The organism is Saccharopolyspora hattusasensis (genome assembly GCF_050972075.1).
In the GTDB taxonomy this organism is placed as follows: Bacteria; Actinomycetota; Actinomycetes; order Mycobacteriales; family Pseudonocardiaceae; genus Saccharopolyspora; species Saccharopolyspora hattusasensis.
In genome coordinates this window covers 3,421,629-3,440,065 of record NZ_JBPCDC010000001.1, presented here as the reverse complement: position 1 = coordinate 3,440,065, position 18,437 = coordinate 3,421,629, and the positions used below count along the sequence as shown (strand labels likewise).

Annotated in this window: 18 protein-coding genes; 10 read left to right on the top strand and 8 right to left on the bottom strand. The window is 69.8% G+C overall.

The annotated features are described in order from the left end of the window. Positions 1 to 73: 73 nt before the first annotated feature. Positions 74 to 370, bottom strand: coding sequence for a hypothetical protein (locus tag ACRXBZ_RS15775; protein ID WP_397545003.1), 297 nt, complete (start codon positions 368 to 370; stop codon positions 74 to 76). Positions 371 to 617: 247 nt separating this feature from the next. On the opposite strand from ACRXBZ_RS15775, the gene ACRXBZ_RS15770 reads away from it, so the two are divergent. Next, positions 618 to 1,412, top strand: coding sequence for a 3-hydroxybutyrate dehydrogenase (locus ACRXBZ_RS15770; RefSeq protein ID WP_210435478.1), 795 nt, complete (start codon positions 618 to 620; stop codon positions 1,410 to 1,412). Between the two features lie 119 nt (positions 1,413 to 1,531). On the opposite strand, the gene ACRXBZ_RS15765 is transcribed toward ACRXBZ_RS15770, so the two are convergent. Then, a complete protein-coding gene (locus ACRXBZ_RS15765) occupies positions 1,532 to 1,837 on the bottom strand; it encodes a chorismate mutase (protein ID WP_433879769.1) in 306 nt (101 codons plus the stop codon). A 302-nt stretch (positions 1,838 to 2,139) separates the two neighbouring features. After that, complete coding sequence (locus ACRXBZ_RS15760) at positions 2,140 to 2,841, bottom strand: DedA family protein (protein ID WP_433879768.1); 702 nt, start codon at positions 2,839 to 2,841, stop codon at positions 2,140 to 2,142. Positions 2,842 to 3,288: 447 nt separating this feature from the next. Between ACRXBZ_RS15760 and ACRXBZ_RS15755 the strand changes: the two genes are divergently transcribed. Then, the gene (locus ACRXBZ_RS15755) at positions 3,289 to 5,772 is read left to right on the top strand and encodes a UvrD-helicase domain-containing protein (protein WP_433879767.1); all 2,484 of its coding nucleotides are present in this window, start codon (positions 3,289 to 3,291) and stop codon (positions 5,770 to 5,772) included. 415 nt (positions 5,773 to 6,187) lie between these two features. After that, on the top strand, positions 6,188 to 6,352 hold the full coding sequence (locus ACRXBZ_RS15750) for a hypothetical protein (RefSeq protein WP_433879766.1): 165 nt from the start codon (positions 6,188 to 6,190) through the stop codon (positions 6,350 to 6,352). Between the two features lie 143 nt (positions 6,353 to 6,495). Here ACRXBZ_RS15750 and ACRXBZ_RS15745 read toward each other — a convergent pair whose 3' ends face one another. Together ACRXBZ_RS15745 and ACRXBZ_RS15740 are read right to left on the bottom strand one after the other, a co-directional pair. Further along, a complete protein-coding gene (locus ACRXBZ_RS15745) occupies positions 6,496 to 6,846 on the bottom strand; it encodes a VOC family protein (protein ID WP_433879765.1) in 351 nt (116 codons plus the stop codon). A gap of 82 nt (positions 6,847 to 6,928) precedes the next feature. Then, positions 6,929 to 7,066, bottom strand: a complete 138-nt coding sequence (locus ACRXBZ_RS15740; RefSeq protein WP_433879764.1) for a hypothetical protein — start codon at positions 7,064 to 7,066, stop codon at positions 6,929 to 6,931. 137 nt (positions 7,067 to 7,203) lie between these two features. Here ACRXBZ_RS15740 and ACRXBZ_RS15735 point away from each other — a divergent pair, with 137 nt between their 5' ends. Continuing rightward, positions 7,204 to 7,377, top strand: coding sequence for an alpha/beta fold hydrolase (locus ACRXBZ_RS15735; RefSeq protein WP_433879763.1), 174 nt, complete (start codon positions 7,204 to 7,206; stop codon positions 7,375 to 7,377). Between the two features lies 1 nt (position 7,378). On the opposite strand, the gene ACRXBZ_RS15730 is transcribed toward ACRXBZ_RS15735, so the two are convergent. After that, positions 7,379 to 8,179, bottom strand: coding sequence for a class I SAM-dependent methyltransferase (locus ACRXBZ_RS15730; protein WP_433879762.1), 801 nt, complete (start codon positions 8,177 to 8,179; stop codon positions 7,379 to 7,381). A gap of 42 nt (positions 8,180 to 8,221) precedes the next feature. Then, on the bottom strand, positions 8,222 to 9,049 hold the full coding sequence (locus tag ACRXBZ_RS15725; RefSeq protein ID WP_433879761.1) for a class I SAM-dependent methyltransferase: 828 nt from the start codon (positions 9,047 to 9,049) through the stop codon (positions 8,222 to 8,224). A gap of 89 nt (positions 9,050 to 9,138) precedes the next feature. On the opposite strand from ACRXBZ_RS15725, the gene ACRXBZ_RS15720 reads away from it, so the two are divergent. Continuing rightward, positions 9,139 to 9,606: a GbsR/MarR family transcriptional regulator gene (locus ACRXBZ_RS15720; protein ID WP_168585404.1), complete on the top strand. Its 468-nt coding sequence runs from the start codon at positions 9,139 to 9,141 to the stop codon at positions 9,604 to 9,606. 281 nt (positions 9,607 to 9,887) lie between these two features. Here the strand turns inward: ACRXBZ_RS15720 and ACRXBZ_RS15715 are convergent, their stop codons facing one another. Beyond that, positions 9,888 to 10,709, bottom strand: a complete 822-nt coding sequence (locus ACRXBZ_RS15715; RefSeq protein WP_433879760.1) for a M23 family metallopeptidase — start codon at positions 10,707 to 10,709, stop codon at positions 9,888 to 9,890. Positions 10,710 to 11,339: 630 nt separating this feature from the next. On the opposite strand from ACRXBZ_RS15715, the gene ACRXBZ_RS15710 reads away from it, so the two are divergent. From ACRXBZ_RS15710 to ACRXBZ_RS15690, 5 genes are all read left to right on the top strand, one after another. Then, complete coding sequence (locus ACRXBZ_RS15710) at positions 11,340 to 12,854, top strand: hypothetical protein (protein WP_433879759.1); 1,515 nt, start codon at positions 11,340 to 11,342, stop codon at positions 12,852 to 12,854. Positions 12,855 to 13,228: 374 nt separating this feature from the next. Next, entirely contained in the window at positions 13,229 to 14,395 is a 1,167-nt protein-coding gene (gene sucC / locus ACRXBZ_RS15705; RefSeq protein ID WP_168585401.1) for an ADP-forming succinate--CoA ligase subunit beta, read from the top strand. Positions 14,396 to 14,399: 4 nt separating this feature from the next. Beyond that, positions 14,400 to 15,284, top strand: a complete 885-nt coding sequence (gene sucD, locus ACRXBZ_RS15700) for a succinate--CoA ligase subunit alpha (protein ID WP_433879758.1) — start codon at positions 14,400 to 14,402, stop codon at positions 15,282 to 15,284. A gap of 262 nt (positions 15,285 to 15,546) precedes the next feature. After that, entirely contained in the window at positions 15,547 to 16,488 is a 942-nt protein-coding gene (locus ACRXBZ_RS15695; protein WP_433879757.1) for a DUF5336 domain-containing protein, read from the top strand. Positions 16,489 to 16,817: 329 nt separating this feature from the next. Next, a complete protein-coding gene (locus tag ACRXBZ_RS15690; protein ID WP_433879756.1) occupies positions 16,818 to 18,284 on the top strand; it encodes a cell division protein PerM in 1,467 nt (488 codons plus the stop codon). Positions 18,285 to 18,437: the final 153 nt, after the last annotated feature.

Genomic DNA, 18,437 nt, shown 5'->3' with positions numbered 1-18,437 from the left:
TATTGATCGCGCGGATAGGCGCGCAGCGGACTTGATCGCTCCCGGCGTCAGCCGTCGCCGCGTGACGCGTCGATCAGAACTGCCCCTTGCGGAACTTGCTCTGCGTGGACTGCAGCGCCTTGAGCGAGGCGACGCCGCCGCCTCCGCCGAGCAGTATCGCGAAGATCTCCGCGCCGGTGCCGCCCGTGCTGATCAGCATGGCCAGCAGGGTCACGCCCAGGCCGACTCCGGCGATCGGGAATCGCTTCCGGGCGAAGTCGACGGCCGGCTGGCCGCCTGCGCGCTTCTTCGCGGCCGAAGTCAGCATCGCGAGGTAGCCAGCGTGTCCGGCGGCGACGAGCACGCCGGCCAGCGTCACGAGAAAGGCCACTAGACCGAGAACCATGACCACAGTCTGCCTCGTTTTCCCCGCGCCCGGTATGGGTGATATCCCGGATATGCCTCGCGGGCTGCTGCAGGTAGCCGAATGCCGGGGGGTTCCGGGGTGGCGTCGGAAGTTCCGCCGAACGCACTACCGCGGAAAACGCCCGGTCAGCAGCGTCGCCGCGGTGGCAGGCGGAGAAGGTTGTGGTTTGGCCCTGGATTGAGACCGGACTCACGCCTTAGGTTCTCAGGCTATGAGCGATCGGTTGGCCGGGTCGGTTGGTGCGAGCTCTGCGCGATCCAGCGGCCTGGACCTGGGGGACAAACGAGCAGTGGTCACGGGTGCGGCGAGCGGGATCGGCGCGGCGGTCGCCCGCCGATTGGCGGAGGCCGGGGCCGAAGTGATCGCGGTGGACCGGACTAAGGGGGTCGAGGCGGTCGCGGCCGAGATCGGCGCCGAGGCCAGGGTCGTCGACCTCGCCGACCTCGACGCCGCCGCGGAGCTGGGCGCCCGGGCGGACATCGTGGTCAACAACGCGGGATTCCAGCACGTCGCGCCGATCCACCGGTTCCCGGAGGACACCTTCAGCGCGATGCTGCGGGTGATGGTGGAGGCGCCGTTCCGGATCGTGCGTGCCGCGCTGCCGGGCATGTACGACCGGGGCTGGGGGCGGATCGTCAACATCTCATCCGTGCACGGTCAGCGCGCCTCGCCGTTCAAGAGCGCCTACGTGACCGCGAAGCACGCGATCGAAGGGCTGTCCAAGACGACCGCGTTGGAGGGCGCGCCCCACGGGGTGACGTCGAACTGCGTCTGCCCGGGTTTCGCGCGGACCCCGTTGGTGGAGCGCCAAGTCGCCGAGCAGGCGGAGCTGCTCCGGGTGCCGGAGGACCAGGTCGTCGAGGACGTGCTGCTGGCCCGCACGCCGATCAAGCGCCTGGTGGAACCGGTCGAGGTCGCCGAGCTCGCGGTGTGGTTGTGCGGACCCGGCACGACGTCGATCACCGGCGCCTCGTTCCCGATCGACGGCGGCTGGACCGCGCACTGAGCTCCCCGCTGCGGCACCGGTGGGATCCGCCGGTGCCGCAGCGGGCAGGTGGGTCTTGTCCGGTCGTGGGCGCGTTGGGGGTGCGCACGACCGACGCCTGCTCCTGCGTCGCGGGTTCGTCAGTGGCCGAGACGGCCGCGGCCCAGGCGCAGCAGGATCATCGCGAGTTCGCGGCCTTCCGGCCCGAGCTCCCGGTAGCGCGCGAGCACGTCCATCTCGCGGTTGTAGACGATGCGGGGTCCGCCGGCCGCCATCCGGGCCTGGCCGACCTGTCGGGAGACCTCGGCGCGGCGCTTGACCAGGCGTAGGATCTCGGTGTCCAGGTAGTCGATTTCCTCGCGGAAGTTGCTGATGGCCTCCGCGGCGGCCTGCTTGGCCGAGGCGAGCTCGGACTGTGGCTGGTCACCGTCCACAGTGGCTTTCATCGGGCGTTGTCCTCCGGCTTCGGCCCCTGCCCCCGGCCCCGGAACGCGCGAACGCCCCGAGTCCGAAAACCCCGGGGCGTCGTAGTGGTTTTTGAGCTCACACAGCTACGGGCGCCGGAGTCCCGGGCCCGTAGAAAAACTCGTAGGTCTGCGTTCGCACGCGGTCAGTCTGCCACAGCCTGCATCGCATTTGTTGTGACGTGGATCACTCATCCCAACGAGTGGACTTCGAATCATTCGATCACCAGTTCGAGTTATTCCCCTGGATTGCGCCGGGTCCGGCGTGGATCTTGGAGCCATGACTACCGAACCTCCTGCCCACCGGCACACCGGACGGCGCCCCGACCGGGCTCGACGTCGACTCGCTCGGCGGCTCGTCGAGCGGACTGCCGACGCGGGCCGCGGATCACGACGACGCCCGGCGCCACGCCGCCCGCACATGTCAACGCCAGCACCGTCCAGCCGTAGCCGACCGCCCGGGCGGCCTCGCCGAGCGCCACCGCGACGGCGGTCTGCACCCCTGCCCACAGCACGGCGCCGATTGCGGAGAGCCCCAGGAAGCGGCCGAACGGCAACCGCAAGGTGCCCACCACGGCCGGGACCACGGCGTGCACCACGGCGACGAAGCGCGTCGTGATCAGCGCGCGCCCGCCGGTGTCCTGCACGATCGCCTCGGCGGCCTGCCAGCGGTGTGCGCCGATCTTGCGCCCGGCCCACGTGTTGCGGAGCCCGGGGCCGATCAGGCGGCCCAGCCAGTAGCCCCCGCTCTGCCCGATGACGTTGCCCACCACCGCCGCGGCGAACAGCGCCGGTGCCCACCTGCCGCCGAGGACGGCGATGGTGAGCAGCAGCGTCGCTTCGCCCGGGACCAACAAGCCGATGAAGATGGAGGTTTCCAATGACAGCAGGACCAGGGCCAGCAGCACGCACAGCCACGGGTTCAGCGTCGCGGCCCACGCGATGAAGTCCCGGATCGCGGCATCGATCTGGTTGACCCACTCCATGGGCGGCTCATTCCGTTTCGTGGCGGATACGGCGGTCGGAATTCACCTTCCAGGCCTGTTGCGCGCGGCGGATCCGGGCATCCCCTGGCTGCCCCCTGACAATTCGGGGGCCAAGTGGGAGGTCCGGGCAGGTCGGCAGGGCCCACCGGTGGGCCGATGCGGGGCCTGCGGTGCCTGCGGTGCCTGCGGGGCCTGCGGTGCCTGCGGTGCCTGCGGTGCCTGCGGAAACTGCGTTGGACACGGCGGAGCTGCTTTCTCTTTCGCTTCAAGGGCAACAGTCGCCGCTGTCGTGCTCGACGCATCATCCGCCCAGGCAGCCGCAGCCGGTGCGGCGGCTTGGAGTCCGCGCGGATCGGCTCGTGCGGCGGTGCGATCTGCGGTGCGATCTGGAGCCCCGGGCACCGGGATTCGGGTTTTGTCCGGGCTCGCCGGTAACGTGGAGCAACGATGAGCACCCCACTCGACCTCCAGTGGCAGAGCGATCTACCGCAGCACGGATCGCTGCAATCGGACGAATCCGGGCCCGCCTCGCGGTCCGGTCCGGATCCGGACGCCCTGCTTGCTGGTCTGAACCCGCAGCAGCGCGACGCCGTGGTGCACACCGGCTCGCCGCTGCTGGTGGTGGCGGGTGCCGGGTCGGGCAAGACGCGGGTGCTGACCAACCGGATCGCGTACCTGCTGGCGGGGGGCGCGCATCCGGGCCAGATCATGGCGATCACCTTCACCAACAAGGCCGCGGCCGAGATGAAGGGACGCGTCGTCGAGTTGGTGGGTCGGCGGGCCAACGTGATGTGGGTGTCGACGTTCCACTCGATGTGCGTCCGGGTGTTGCGCCGCGAGGCCAAGACGCTGGGAATGTCGTCCAACTTCTCGATCTACGACGCGGACGACTCCCGGCGGCTGATCACCATGATCGCGCGAGAGCAGGACCTGGATTCCAAGCGCTACCCGGCGCGCACGCTCGCGGTGCACATCTCGAACTTGAAGAACGAACTGCTGTCCCCGGAGGCCGCCGCCGAGCAGGCGGGAAACGACATGGAGCGCAAGGTCGCCCAGGTCTACGCCGCTTACCAGCGCCGGCTCGTCGACTCCAACGCGATGGACTTCGACGACCTGATCATGCGCACGGTCGAACTGCTGCAGGAGCACCCCGCGGTCGCGGAGTACTACCGGCGGCGCTTCCGGCACGTGCTCGTCGACGAGTACCAGGACACCAACCACGCGCAGTACGTGCTGGTGCGTGAGCTGGTCGGCACCGAGGCGGCCGACAGCGGCATCGAGCCCGCCGAACTGTGCGTGGTCGGTGACGCGGACCAGTCGATCTATGCCTTCCGGGGCGCGACGATCCGCAACATCGAGGAGTTCGAGCGCGACTACCCGCAGGCCCGGACGATCCTGCTGGAGCAGAACTACCGTTCCACGCAGACGATCCTGTCCGCGGCGAACGCGGTGATCCGGCGCAACCCGAACCGGCGCGACAAGCGGTTGTGGAGCGACGCCGGGGACGGCGAGCAGATCGTCGGCTACGTCTCGGACAACGAGCACGACGAGGCGGCGTTCGTGGCCGGCGAGATCGACCGGCTGGTGGACGACGGCGACGCGACGTTCAACGACATCGCGGTGTTCTACCGGACGAACAACCAGTCCCGGGTGTTCGAGGAGGTGTTCATCCGGCTGGGCCTGCCGTACCGGGTCGTCGGCGGGGTGCGCTTCTACGAGCGTCGCGAGGTGCGAGACGCGCTGGCCTACCTGCGAGTGCTGGACAACCCGGACGACACGGTGAGCCTGCGCCGCATCCTCAACGTGCCGAAGCGCAGCATCGGGGACCGGGCGGAGGCCGTGGTCGCAGTGCACGCCGAGCAGGAGCGGATCTCGTTCGCCGCTGCGCTGCGGAAGGCGGCGGCCGGGCAGGTCCCGCTGCTCAACACCCGGGCGCGCAACGCCATCGCGGGTTTCGTGGCGCTGCTGGACGAGCTCCAGGCGGTCGCGGCGGAGTCCGATGTAGCCGAGATCCTGGAGCAGGTACTGGAGCGCACCGGCTACCGCGCCGAGCTGGAGGCCAGCGACGACCCGCAGGACGCCACGCGGGTGGAGAACCTGACCGAGCTCGTGACGGTCGCGCGGGAGTTCACCGAGATCCAAGCGGGAGCTCCGGTCGGCGAGCCCTCGGCCGAGGTCGACCCGTCGGCCGAGGCCGTGGTCGCGGCCGCGGTGCCGGCCGCGGAGGACGCGGAGGAGGCGGCGCTGGGGCTGCCCGCCGACGACTCGCTGTCGGCGTTCCTGGAGCGCGTCTCGCTGGTGGCGGACGCGGACTCGCTGCCCGAATCCGGCGACGGGGTCGTCACCCTGATGACCCTGCACACCGCGAAGGGCCTGGAGTTCCCGGTGGTGTTCTGCACCGGCTGGGAGGACGGGGTGTTCCCGCACTCGCGGGCGCTCGGCGACCCGGCCGAACTGGCCGAGGAGCGGCGGTTGGCGTACGTGGGCATCACCCGCGCCCGGCAGCGGCTGTACCTGTCGCGGGCGCTCATGCGTTCCGCGTGGGGCCAGCCGATGACCAACCCGGCTTCCCGGTTCCTCACCGAGATCCCGGACGAGCTGATGCACTGGCGCCGGATCGAACCGGAGCGCGCCGCCCCGCAGGTGCGCAGCACCTGGGGCAGCCGTGGCGGTTTCGACCGCACCGGCTCGGATTCGGCTCAGGCCGGGCTGGCGGCGCGCGGCATGCGCAGCACCGGCATGAAGGGCTGGAAGGACACCGTCGCCATCAAGCTGGCCGCCGGTGACCGGGTCACCCACGACAAGTACGGGCTGGGCACGGTGCTGTCCACCGAGGGTGAGGGACCGCGGGCCACCGCGACGATCGACTTCGGTAGCTCCGGCACGGTCCGCTTGATGCTGATCGGCAGCGTGCCGATCAGCAAGCTATGACCCGACGGCGGGAAGTTCATCGTCCCAAGTAGACGATGTTCGAGTTCGCGTGGAACAACCGGCGCCCGACCGAGGTTCGGCCCTGCGGTAGCAGCAGAACGACCTCGCGAGAAACATCGTGAGCGAAACCCGGGCAGTCGTTGACGAGTTCCAACCCAGACTGGGCAACGTGCGATCGGTGCGTTGACCGATCTCTTCGCGGACCGCATCAAGTGGAACGTCCACGGTGTGGAGGGAGTGCCGTGGACGGGGCGCCGAACCACGGGCGGAAGCAGCCGCGTTCTCCGCATCGCTTCCTACGCATCATCTCCAGCCCGAGGAGTTCGCTGTCGATCGGATCCTCGTCGACGGGACGGACTCAGCCGCATCCGGCAGATCGTGCGAGCCACCGGCAAGCCGTTCGTCTGGTACCGGGGTGCTGCTCATCGGCGATTCCGCCGGCGGCGACTCGCCCTTCGGCGGACAGGCGCCCGGTCGGCTGCTGAGCGACGCACCTGGCACCTATGAACCGCTCGGCAGCGTCGAGGTAGGCAGCTTCCCGCTCACCATCGCGTCCTCGACCGACGGCACGCGCGCCTAGGTTTCCGCCGTCACGTCCTCAACGGTCTCCGTCATCGACCTCGAAACCCCATAGACCTCGAAACCCATAGACCTCGAAACCCATCGCACGGTGGCCACGTTGCCGATCGATCGGCGCGGCGAGCCCGGCGCGCACGGTCTCGCTTACATCCCGGCAGGCCGGGGGTGCTTGGGCTCGTAGAGCCCGATCTCGGCGCCGCTGGGCAGGCGGAGGGCGGTGAGCAGTCCCCAGCCCTCGTTGCTGACCGGGCGGGTGATCTCGACGCCGCTCTCCTGCAGTTCACCGATGGTGACCGCGATGTCGTCGCACATCAGGTAGAGCTGGCAGGTGGGCTCCCCGTGGGTGGGGTGGGTGGCGAGTTCGGCGGGCGGCAGCCCGAAGATCAGCCACCCGCCCCCGACGTCGACGGACTCGAAACCGAGCACGTCGCGGAGGAACGCCCGATCCCGCTCGGCGTCCCGGCTGAACAACAACAAGTGCGCCCCGTTGATCATCGCCACCACCTCCTGACGAAACCGTGCCACGCCGGAGGGCAGGCCGCCGCTTCACGAGCTGCGAGCGCGTCGAGGGGCATCTTCAGAGGCGTGCGGGCAGCGCGCTCCACAGCGCGATCAGCGCCTCGGTGCGCTCGGACCGCGCCAGGTCATCGTCGCAGGCCAGGACCACGCGGTGGATCTGCGCATCGATTCCTGGCACGAGCAGCGCAGCGGTCAACTCGTGGTCCGGCCCGCCGACGGAGCACCGGCGGAGTTGGTTCGCTCTCTCCGGTGTCAGCCAGTCGAACGCGCGCAACAGACCCGGCCAGATCGCCTTCGGGCTGCTGGAGGTGCTGCTCGCTGAGCGAGTGCGGGATGGCGCGCTTGGCGCACCCCGCCGAGGACGCCTGGACACCGGTGGAGTTGAGCCGGCCGTTCTTCGACCGGCTTGCGGGGGCGAAGAAACTGGCCATGCTGCCGGGCGCCGGGCACCTCCCGATCGAGTCGCCCGGCGTGCACCGGCTCTTGGACTTGGCGACGTGCCGCTGAGTCAGAAGCGGTAGCGGAGTATCCGGCCCATGCGGCGGATGGCGGTGATGCGTCCGGACGCGCAGATGGCGGCCCGAACGGGCTGCGGGTAGCGCTCCAGCTCGGGCGCATCGGTGAACGACCACTCCGTGACCAGCCGCAGCCCGGGCACGCTGGATTCCAGCGACTGCGGGTCGTCGATGCCCCAGCGCAGGTGCGCCCCGGCGTGCACCACCGCCGGGTTGAGCCGGTTGGACACCCGGCCCCCCAGGCTGCTGAAGGCCTTGAAGAGCAGCTCCCCACCGGGGAAGTGCTCGGTGATGCGGCGCAGCAACGCGATACCGTCCACTTCGGACAGATACATCGTGAGTCCTTCGGCGACCGCCAGCACCGGCCGGTCGCCGGGGATGTCGTCGAGCAGGTCGGGCGCGGTCACCGACGAACCGATGGTGTGGTGGTGCGGGCGTTCCGGGAAGAGGCGCCGGCGCAGCTCGATGACGTCGGGCTGGTCGATGTCGTACCACTCGACCCCCTCCGGCGGGTCTGTCCGCTCGAACCGGCTGTCCAGCCCGCAACCCAGGTGCAGGACGGTCATGCCGGGGCTGGAGTCGCGGCTCGCACTGTTCCCGCCACGCAGCGCCTCCTCGACCCAGCGGTCCAGCGCATTGGCGCGCATCGCCACCGGAACCGCGTTGCGCGCACCCATCTTGGACTTGCCGAAGTCGAAGTCGATGCGTTGCACGGCCTCGTCGGCGTACCGGTCGCCGAGCATAGGCTCGGCCGATCGGTTGTCCAGCGCGCGCAGGTAGAGCGTCGCGAGCATGGTCGCCTGCGCCCCGGTCAGCTCGACCTTCTCCTGCTGCTTCTACTCGAAGCTGTAGCGCAGCAGCCGCATGGCCTTGCGCAGCGGCGGAAAGGCGTTCATGAACTTCGCGATCGCCCGGTCGGTCGCGTCCATCTTCGCCAGACCCGGCAGATCCATCATCGGCAGTTCCTGCCGCAGCCGGAGACCGGGTACGCGCAGTTCGAGGGCGTGCGGATCGCCGATCCCCCAGTGGAACTCGGCACCGGCCCGTTGGAGGAACCGGGAGTAGCGGGCGGCCCGGACGGTCCACGGCAGCACCGCGTCGAACATCGTCTCGCCGACCTCGAAACGCTCGACCAATCGCCGCAGCAGGTCGATGCCGTCCGCTTCGGTCAGGTACATCGTCAGTCCCTCGGCGATGACCAGCGTGGGCCGCCCCGTCGGGATCTCGTCGAGCCAGTCCCGATCGGTCACCGACGCCGCGATCGTGCGGTAGTTCGCCTGGGTCTGCGGGTAGAGCCGGTTCCGCAGTTCGATCACGTCGGGCAGGTCGATGTCGTACCAGTGCGCGTCAGCGGGGATGGCGATCCGGAACGCGCGGCTGTCCAGGCCGCACGCCAGGTGCAGCACCACCGCGTCGGGGTGTTGCGCGAGGTAGTGCGCCGCCCAGTCGTCGAGCTGCTTGGCCCGCAGGACCACCGTCATCCGGTCCCCGGAGCCGAGGTGCAGGCTGCGGAAGTCGAAGTCGATGCGGTCGAGCAGTCGATCCGCGGTCTCGTCGCCGAGCACCGGGTCGGGCCTGCGGTTGTCCAGGGCCCGGGCGTGGAGAGGGCCGAGGAGCGTCTGCTGCGCGCCGGTCAACCGGATCTGTTCGGTTCGTTCGGTCACCTTCTCAAGCTACAGTGATTTCACAAATTCATGAAATATAGAAATGTTAAAATCTTTCAGGTATCGATGCGTCTGGTGAGGATCGGAACATGACGGAAGGTTCCGGCGACGAGGTGCCGCGGTTCGTCGAACGGTTCGCCCTGGACCTGACCGGCGCCGGCTTCCCGCGCATGGCGGCGCGCGTGCTCGCGAGTCTGCTGGTCGCCGACGAAGGGCGGCGGACGGCGAGCGAGCTGGCCGAGGTCCTGGACGTGAGCCCAGCCGCGGTGTCCGGAGCGGTCCGCTACCTGGTGCAGGTCAAGCTGGTTGTGCGGGAGCGCGACCCCGGCGAGCGGCGCGACCACTACCGGGTGTTGGACGACGTCTGGTACGCCAGCATCATGCAGCGCGATGCGGAACTGATCGGCTGGGAACGCACCCTCGCCGAAGGCGTGGCCGCAGTGGGCGCGAGCACGCGTGCGGGGTTGCGCCTCGACGAGACGCGGCAATTCTTCGAGTTCCTCCGCGCCGAGATCCCGGAGCTCATGCAGAAATGGCACCGGCAGCGACGGCCCTAGCCGCGCCACCGGCGCCATTCTGCAAGTTCCGGGAACTCAGGTTTGGTCTTTCAAGCTCCGCGCCAGCCGCTTAGTCCACCCCCGCGACGAGCGCCCCCGCGACGAGCACCGCCGCGGGTTCTCAGACTGTGCCCACCGCGTCGGGGTTCTTGGCGAGGCCAGTCCCCGGCAGGTGAATTGGCATTCCTGAGTCGGGGATCCCGGAGTCCAGAAGGCGACAGTAACTCCCGCAGGGGGCCGCTACCGGCACCGCTGCGCAAACCGAGCCGCGGATGCAAGGTTTACGCGGGCGAGATACCTCGGGCCTGCATCCAGGGCAGCGGGTTGATCTTCTTGCCGCTGGTGTTCCACACCTCGAAGTGCAGGTGCGGGCCAGTGGAGAAGCCGCGGTTGCCCATGGTGGCGATCTGGTCGCCAGCCTTGACCTTGGTGCCCTGCTTGGTCGTGATGGTGTTGACGTGGCCGTAGACGGTGATCGTGCCGTCCTCGTGCTGAACCCGCACCCATAGGCCGAAACCGCTGGCCGGGCCCGCCTCGATCACGACGCCGTCGGCGACGGAATAGATCGGGGTTCCCTTGGCGTTGGCGATGTCGATGCCGTAGTGCGTGGTGCCCCAGCGGCCACCGAAACCTGAGGTGAATGTGCCGGCGGCGGGGATGACGTACCTGGGTGCACGTGCCGCTTCCTCGGCGGCGATCCGGGCCGCGTCGCGCTCCTGGGTGATCCGCTCGCTCTTCGCGAGCTTCTCCATCTCGGAGCTGACGTCCGTGGTCTTCGCCACCGGGAGCATCGCCGGGGCCGGGGCGCTGCCGCCGACTCCGCTGTAGGTCTGCTCGGCCATCGCGGTGTTGAACGAGGCCGAAGCGTCAGAGGGGTTGAAGTCGTCGTGGTCCGGGGCGGCGTGCCCTTCACCTGCGGCCATCGATTGCCCGGCGGCTGCGAAGGCGCCAGCGGCGACGGCGGCGACGACCACGCGGCCGCGCCACACCGATACGGGTGAGGAGTCCCGGGTCTTCGCTGGGCTACTGGAGGGGTCGTCGGGGGACGCCTCCGCGTAGCCCGGGGAGTGTTCTTCGCCGCCGGGGGAGCGGTGTCGAGCCAATGGTTGCCCTTCCGTCTCGGGGAGCCGGATCACGTTCCCGGGCGGGGATCCCGGGGGCCGGTCGGGGAACCGGCCGAAGGTTGTCCTTCGTGATCAGACCGTGACAACGGACCGGGGGACAGTAACCAAGCTGATCCCCTAGGGGCAAATCCCCGTCCGTGGTGCCTTGGACACGGAGCGTGTTCGAAAGGCGTTCCGCGGGCCTCATTGTCAGGCGTGCGCGGATACTGGGTGTGGTCGTCGCGTAGCGAAGCTGCCTGCGGCTTCGTGATCGATACGGGGCTGTTCGATCGGACCATGGCGGGCTCCGGGATGCCTCGATCCAGGCGGCTCGCGGTAGCGAGGCGTGATATGAGTCACACTCGAAGAGCCGCTTGATGGGCAACCGCAAGTACTCTGTTCGGTGGGCCCTAGGGGATGTCCCGGAGGCGGCGACCGGCGGGTGGCGTTCGCGTCCGGGGTTGCTAGCGTCTGCGCGGTGACTGCGCGGCCCGACCTCCCATCCGGCGGTTCCTCGGCTCCCGCCACGAATCCGCAGCCCGACCCCGATCCCCCGATGCGGCTGAGAGCGGCGATCGACTCGTCGTTCCCAGCGCTCCCGCCGCATTCCTGGCATGGCCGCTCCTGCTGGTGCTCGCACTGCTCGCCCCCGCGACGGCGTTCGTCTTCGCCCGGCGCGGGCGGCTCGGGGCGGCGGCCGCCATGCTCGTCGGCCCAGCGGCGCTCGCTCCCGGCCGATTGGTGCTGGACCTGCAGTTCGTCGTCGATGCGGGGCTGGCCACCCGCCCCGAGCTGCTCCGGGTGGAAAGCCTCGACTCCTTCGCCCCGTCGACCGGGGTCTGGCTGCTGATCGCCGGGCACGTCGCGGCGATCGTTGCCGGTTTTCTAGCGGTCTGGGGTGTCGAGCACGGCGATGAGGGCACCGGCTCGCGCCGGCAGGGCCTGCTCACGCTCGTACTGTGCGCCGGCGTGATCGCTGCCGTCGGCGTCCTGATGGCACCGTTCGTCTCCGACGATCCATATCTACTGCCGAACCCGGCCCTCGACGGGCCTCTGGCGGTGCTGATCGGCAGCTTCCTGCTCGCCGTCGCGGTACCGAGCGCCGCCGGATTCGTGGCGAGCTCCACCGACCCGGAGTTCGCTCGCGGCGGGCTGCTCGGCGTGGCCGCCGCGGTGGCGTGCGTGGTCGTGCCGCCACTGGTCGCGGCGGCGATGCTCGACGACATCCAGTTCGCCTGGGGGCCCGTGTTCGGCCTGGTCGCGGCGATTGCGTTGGTGGTCCTGGCAGTGCCAGCGGGACGAGCCGACTCCGACGAGCCGGCCGACGACCTGCGCCTGCCCGCGCTGACCCGGTTGATCACCGTCTCGGCCCTGCTCGCGCTGGCGGCCGGCGCGTTGGCGCTGCTGGCGGCGGCGGTACCGCAGGTGGAGATGCCCTACGGTCTGCGCGACCCGTCGCCGTACCCGGCGCGGATGTTGTGGCCGGCCGGGTTCCTGCTGGTGGTGCTGGGGGGCGGGCTGCTGCTGCCGCGCGCCTCCCGGTGGCTTCGCCCGGTGCTGCCGGTGGTATGGGTGGTGATTCCGTTCGCGGCGGCCGGGGTGCTCGACGCGGTGTTCACCGCGTTGCAGGCCGCGGACGCGCAGGCCGGATTCGGTGCCTGGGCGGCCGGGATCGCGGTGCTGTTCGCCGCGCTCGCGGGGGTCGTCGCCGGTATCGCCGGTGCGGTGGAGCGCGACGAGGTGGATCTCACAGAGATCGCGATGCACCGGTTGGTGCTGTTCCCGTCGCTCGTCGCGCTGCTGCTCGCGGCCGGTGCGTTCAGCTTCCCGGTGGTCACAGCCCCGGACTACACGGCGCCGGGGGTGTTCACCGACTTCGGGACGACGTCCTGGGGCCTGGTGGTCGCGCTGGCCGCGGTGGTCGGTGCTGCGGTGTTGGCGCCGATGTGCCGGCCCGCCCGGGCTGCGGCGCTGATCATCGGAGCTGTGCTCGTCGTAGCGGTCCGGGTGCTGGAGTTTCCGCTGACCGCCGAGCGGTTCCCCGGCGCGGCGCCGGGCCTGGGGCTGTGGTTCGGCGCGGCCTGCGCGGTCGTGTTGCTCGTCACCGCCCTCGCCGCGGCCCGCGTGCCGCGGGACCGGAACTGACGAGGGTCTCGACTGCTCAGGGCCCGTGAGTGCTTTTCGGTGCGGTCGCACCCCAAAGTGCTCACGTGCCCCGACCAGCGGAAACGTCCGTCCGGTCCGCGAGCTTGAGCCTGCGCCGAATTCCCCGAGCTGCCGTCTTGCCGACGCCGGAAGAGCGGTCGAGAATGCGTGGCACACCGTCGCGATGCGCTGTTCCCTTCGTCACCACGGACGTCGATTTCGAGCCTGCGGAGCAGGCGAATCCCCGTGCTCGACGGTTCGACCAGGGCTAATGCCCAACCTCAGGTGAGGCAGTTCACCAGGTGCGCCGCCCCATGCGTCGTCGCAGGTCGATATCGTCACCGAGTCCGACACCGACGTCGCAGGAGAGTCGAGTGGACCTGTACGAGTACCAGGCGAAGGAGCTCTTCGCCTCCCACGGCGTGCCGACGCTGCCCGGCGCCGTGGTAACCGAGCCGCAAGGGGCCAAGGCAGCCGCCGCAGAACTGGGCGGGCCCGTCGTGATCAAGGCCCAGGTGAAGACCGGGGGCCGCGGTAAGGCCGGCGGTGTGAAGCTGGCCGAAAACCCGGATGAGGCCCAGACCAAGGCCGAGGCGATCCTCGGTCTGGACATCAAGGGCCACATCACCCGCAAGGTGCTGGTCACCACCGCCTCCGACATCGCCGACGAGTACTACTTCTCGTTCCTCCTCGACCGCGCCAACCGCAACTTCCTCGCGATGGCCTCCGTCGAGGGCGGCATGGAGATTGAAGAGGTCGCGGTTACCAAGCCCGAGGCGCTGGCCAAGATCGCGATCGACCCGATCGAGGGCGTCGACCAGGACAAGGCGCGGGAGATCGTCACCGCTGCGAAGTTCCCGGCCGACGTCGCCGACCAGGTCGCCGACGTGATCGTCCAGCTGTGGGAGACGTTCGTCGCCGAGGACGCCACGCTGGTCGAGGTCAACCCGCTGGTCAAGGACCCGCAGGGCAAGATCATCGCGCTGGACGGCAAGGTCACCCTCGACGAGAACGCCGCGTTCCGCCAGGCCAAGCAGGCCGAGTTGGTGGACAAGGAAGCGGAGAACCCGCTCGAGGCCAAGGCCAAGGAGAAGGGCCTCAACTACGTCAAGCTGGACGGCGAGGTCGGCATCATCGGCAACGGTGCCGGGCTGGTCATGTCCACCCTCGACGTGGTCGCCTACGCCGGCGAGAAGCACAACGGTGTGAAGCCGGCGAACTTCCTGGACATCGGCGGTGGCGCCTCTGCCGAGGTGATGGCTGCGGGTCTGGACGTCATCCTCGGCGACCCGGCCGTGAAGTCGGTGTTCGTAAACGTCTTCGGCGGCATCACCGCCTGCGACGCGGTTGCCAACGGCATCGTGCAGGCGCTGAAGATCCTGGGCGACGAGGCCACCAAGCCGCTGGTCGTCCGCCTCGACGGCAACAACGTCGAAGAGGGTCGCCGCATCCTGGCCGAGGCCAACCACCCGGTCGTGACGATGGTGGACACCATGGACGGTGCGGCCGACAAGGCCGCCGAGCTGGCTGCGGGGGCATGAGGCCATGGCTATCTTCCTCAACGAGAACAGCAAGGTCATCGTTCAGGGCATCACCGGCTCTGAAGGCACCAAGCACACCGCTCGGATGCTGCGCTCCGGCACCAACATCGTCGGCGGCGTGAACGCCCGCAAGGCCGGGCAGACCGTCGAGATCGAGGACAAGCAGCTCACGGTCTTCGGCACTGTCAAGGAGGCCCTGAAGGAGACCGGCGCCGACGTGTCGGTCGTCTTCGTGCCGCCGAAGTTCGCCAAGGACGCCGTGATCGAGGCCATCGACGCCGAGATCGGCCTGGCCGTGGTCATCACCGAGGGCATCCCGGTGCACGACTCCGCTTACTTCTGGGCGCACGCCAACGCCACCGGCAACAAGACCCGGATCATCGGGCCGAACTGCCCGGGCATCATCTCGCCCGGCAAGTCCAACGCCGGCATCATCCCGGCCAACATCACCGGCCCGGGCAAGATCGGCCTGGTGTCCAAGTCGGGCACGCTGACCTACCAGATGATGTACGAGCTGCGGGACATCGGTTTCTCCAGCGCCGTCGGCATCGGTGGCGACCCGATCATCGGCACCACCCACATCGACGCGCTGCAGGCCTTCGAGGACGACCCGGAGACCGAGGCCATCGTCATGATCGGCGAGATCGGTGGGGACGCCGAGGAGCGGGCGGCCGACTACATCAGGGCCAACATCACCAAGCCGGTGGTGGGCTACGTGGCCGGTTTCACCGCGCCGGAGGGCAAGACCATGGGCCACGCGGGCGCCATCGTCTCCGGTTCGTCCGGCACCGCCGCGGCGAAGAAGGAGGCCCTGGAGGCCGCCGGGGTCAAGGTCGGCAAGACGCCGAGCGAGACCGCCAAGCTGATGCGCGAGATCGTCAAGGGCTGAGCGCCCGATCTCGGCACATCGTTTTCGGGGCCGGACGCCTTCGGGAGTCCGGCCCCGATGGCTTTCTGAAAGCTTTTGGGCGGCCGGCGGAACTTCGAGTGCCGCCCCGACGTCCGAGATCTTGCGGCGGTGCCGGAACGCATGCCCGGCCGATACCGCTGGCAAGTCCCGGCTTTGCGGTCTTCCGGCACACCGAGCCCGGTTGATTGGATACCGTCAGCAAGCTCCGCCCCGAGTGTTCAAGCGAGGAGTCCGTCCAGCCATGTCCGCGCCCTTCCCCCGACAGTCGCCGCCGGCAGCCCAGGGAAGCTCCGGCGTTTCGCTCGGTCTCAACGAGATCCTGGTCCTGGTGGCGGCAGGCGCCGGTCTGATCGGATACCTGATCGGCTTCTTCGACGGGGTCGCCGGGGTGGCGATCGGCAGCCTCGTCGGTTTTTCCATGATCGTCTCCGCGTCGCTGGCGGGCCTGCGGTTCCTGCCGAAGACGCCGGACGCGCTGTTCGCGGCCGCGCCGCTGTCCGCCTACGCGACGCTCGCGCTGCTGCAGGACCTCGTCGGTGGTGCCTCGGGCGGGATCGTCGTGGTGCTACTGCTGCTGTCGATCGCGCAGTTGGGTGCTGTGGTCGGCATCCTGCTTATCGAGGCTGGCATCGTCGACGCGCCGTCGAAGCCCGCGCAGCCGAAGCCGCGCTTCGGGCAGTCCGGCCCGTTCCAGCCGGGCAAGCGCGGTGGCCCGTCCGGTCCAGGTGGTCCCGGTAGTCCCAGTGGACCCGGTGGACCGAGCGGCCCGGGAGGACCCAGTGGTCCGGGCGGACCCGGTGCGCCTACTTGGAACCAGCCCGGACAGCCCGGTCAGTTCGGTCAGCCGGGCGGCGGTTGGAGCCCGGCGTCCGGTTCCCAGCCACAGCAGCCCGGTGGTTGGGAGCCTGCCTCCGGTGGTTTCCAGCCCCCGAACCAGCCGGGGCAGCCGGGCTCGTCGAGCCAGTCCGCGCCGCCGTCGAGCCCGTCCGGTCAGCCGAGCCAGCCTGGTCAGCCAGGACCGTCGAGCCAGTCCGGTCAGCCGAGCCCGTCCGGCCAGCCCGGCCCGTCGAGCCCGTCCGGTCAGCCGAGCCAATCGGGCCAATCGGGCCAATCCAGCCAGGGCGCGGGTCCGCAGGGCACCCAGCAGATGCCGCACCCGGGCGCCAACCCACCCAGCTTCTGATCGCTTCGGCTTGGACGAGCGCGGGCGGCGCTGCCGCCCGCGCTCGTTCTTTGCCGGCTCGCGGTTCGCGATCGAGCTAAGCGGCCTCGTTGCGGGATCCGTTCGGTTGCGGGATCCGTTCGAAGGAGGTCGGACGACTAGGACCGACTATTTTAGGACCGACTAGGACGTGATCCGCCCGGCATGCCCCCAAGCGTCGGTCCCGTTCGGTACGAGACGACTCGGTACCGATGTCCAATGTGGACCAAGCGTGTCGCTCGATGGGCGGAGGTTGCGGCGTGTTGTGACCCGTTCGGCGGAATGTCAGTGCGACATTCAGCCGTGTGTCCGTGCTCGACTCGATTCCCCACGCCATCGCCGACGGCCCCCGCGAACGCCGGCCCGGGATGCGCTGGTGGTTGCTCGCGGTGGCCGTCGTCGTGGTCCTGCTCGCCGGCTACCTGATCGCCGCGGGGCTGATCGCGCTGGTGATGGCGACCGCCGACGGCGCGCAGTTCAACCCGGTCGTGGTGCTTGTGGGAGCCCTGCCGGGGTGGCTCGCGCTGCACCAGACGGCGCTGAAGATCACGGACGCTCCGCTGAGCGTCCTGCCGTTGCTGCCGACCGCGCTGGTGATGCTGCTGATCGCCATCGCATCGGCCTGGGTCGCGCGGCGCTCCCGCCTGCGACGCCCGGACCAGGCGTGGCCGTTGATCACGGCGATGGGTCTGGTGCACGCCTTCGTAGGTGCCGGCATCGCAGTGGTGCTGGGCGGGCCAGTGCACGCGATCCCAGTGGATGCATTCGTGAGCTGCGGGCTGACCGCGACGATCGCCTCGGCGGCCGGCGTGGCGAACCGGTGCGGGCTGATCTACCTGGTCTGGGAGCGGGTCGAAGCCGAGGTCTGGTCGGGCATGCGCCTCGGCCTGCTGGCGCTGGCCGCGCTCGTCGGGGCCGGTGGCGTGGTGCTGCTGGCCGGGATCTGCCTGTCGGGCTCGGCGATGGTCGCCGCGATGACCAGCCTCGGGAACACCGCAGGTGACGCGGTCGGCACCACGCTGGCGTCGATCCTGTACCTCCCGAACGCGGTGCTGGCGGGCTGGTCCTTCGCCGCCGGGACGGGCCTGTCGATCGGTCGGCTCGATGTCCAGCCGCTGCACGTCGTGCCCGGCCCGGTGCCGGACTTGCCACTGCTCGCAGTCCTGCCGACGCACGATTCGGCGGCCTGGTGGGCGATCGTGCTGGCGCTGCCGCTCGTCGTCGGGCTCCTCGTCGGAGCCGCCTGCCGCCGGGTGCCCGGCAGCCTGGCGCGCAGGCTGCTCGCGGTCGGTGTGGCGGCCGTGGTCGCGGCGCTCGGGACGTTGCTGCTCGCGCACGTCGCGGGAGGCGATCTGGGCAATGGTCCGTTCGGGCAGGTGACGCTGCGGCCCGTCGCACTGGCCGCGGCGACACTGTGCTGGGTCGCGATTCCGGGCGCCGCCGTCACCTGGCTTGCCGGGCCGGACATCTACGAGCTCGCCACCGAGGAAACCGCTGGTCCGGAGGCCGATGGCGAGGCGCCCGAAGAGGCGAACGCAGATGCAGCCGACACCGCCGATGACGCCGCGGACACCGATGCGGACAGCACCGCCGATGCCGACGGCGATCACGCCGACCCGACGCCCGACGCCGCATCCGTGGAGGACGAACCGGACGACTCGGAACCGGCGATTCCGCAAGCCCGCACGGCCGCGGATGCGGAGCCGCCCGTGCGCAAGGTCAGCGAGATCGACCCCACCGAGTTCGACGGCGACCTCTCCGGGGAAGACCGGAGGTGAGGGCTGCGCCACTCGCCAGGGCCCTGGTGGCGTCGGCACCGCAATCGGCGCTTACGCTGCTGCGAGAGATCGTGCCGAGGCATGTCAGGAGCGAACGCTGAACCCGAGTACGCCCGACCAGCCGAGCGCCGCCGCGCACTCGCAACACACCCG

Coding starts and splice junctions, on each gene's coding strand:
- ACRXBZ_RS15770 (WP_210435478.1), top strand. CDS start 618: ATGAGCGATCGGTTGGCCGGGTCGGTTGGTGCGAGCTCTGCGCGATCC.
- ACRXBZ_RS15765 (WP_433879769.1), bottom strand. CDS start 1,837: ATGAAAGCCACTGTGGACGGTGACCAGCCACAGTCCGAGCTCGCCTCG.
- ACRXBZ_RS15760 (WP_433879768.1), bottom strand. CDS start 2,841: ATGGAGTGGGTCAACCAGATCGATGCCGCGATCCGGGACTTCATCGCG.
- ACRXBZ_RS15755 (WP_433879767.1), top strand. CDS start 3,289: ATGAGCACCCCACTCGACCTCCAGTGGCAGAGCGATCTACCGCAGCAC.
- ACRXBZ_RS15745 (WP_433879765.1), bottom strand. CDS start 6,846: ATGATCAACGGGGCGCACTTGTTGTTGTTCAGCCGGGACGCCGAGCGG.
- ACRXBZ_RS15735 (WP_433879763.1), top strand. CDS start 7,204: ATGGCGCGCTTGGCGCACCCCGCCGAGGACGCCTGGACACCGGTGGAG.
- ACRXBZ_RS15730 (WP_433879762.1), bottom strand. CDS start 8,179: ATGCTCGCGACGCTCTACCTGCGCGCGCTGGACAACCGATCGGCCGAG.
- ACRXBZ_RS15720 (WP_168585404.1), top strand. CDS start 9,139: ATGACGGAAGGTTCCGGCGACGAGGTGCCGCGGTTCGTCGAACGGTTC.
- sucD (WP_433879758.1), top strand. CDS start 14,400: ATGGCTATCTTCCTCAACGAGAACAGCAAGGTCATCGTTCAGGGCATC.
- ACRXBZ_RS15695 (WP_433879757.1), top strand. CDS start 15,547: ATGTCCGCGCCCTTCCCCCGACAGTCGCCGCCGGCAGCCCAGGGAAGC.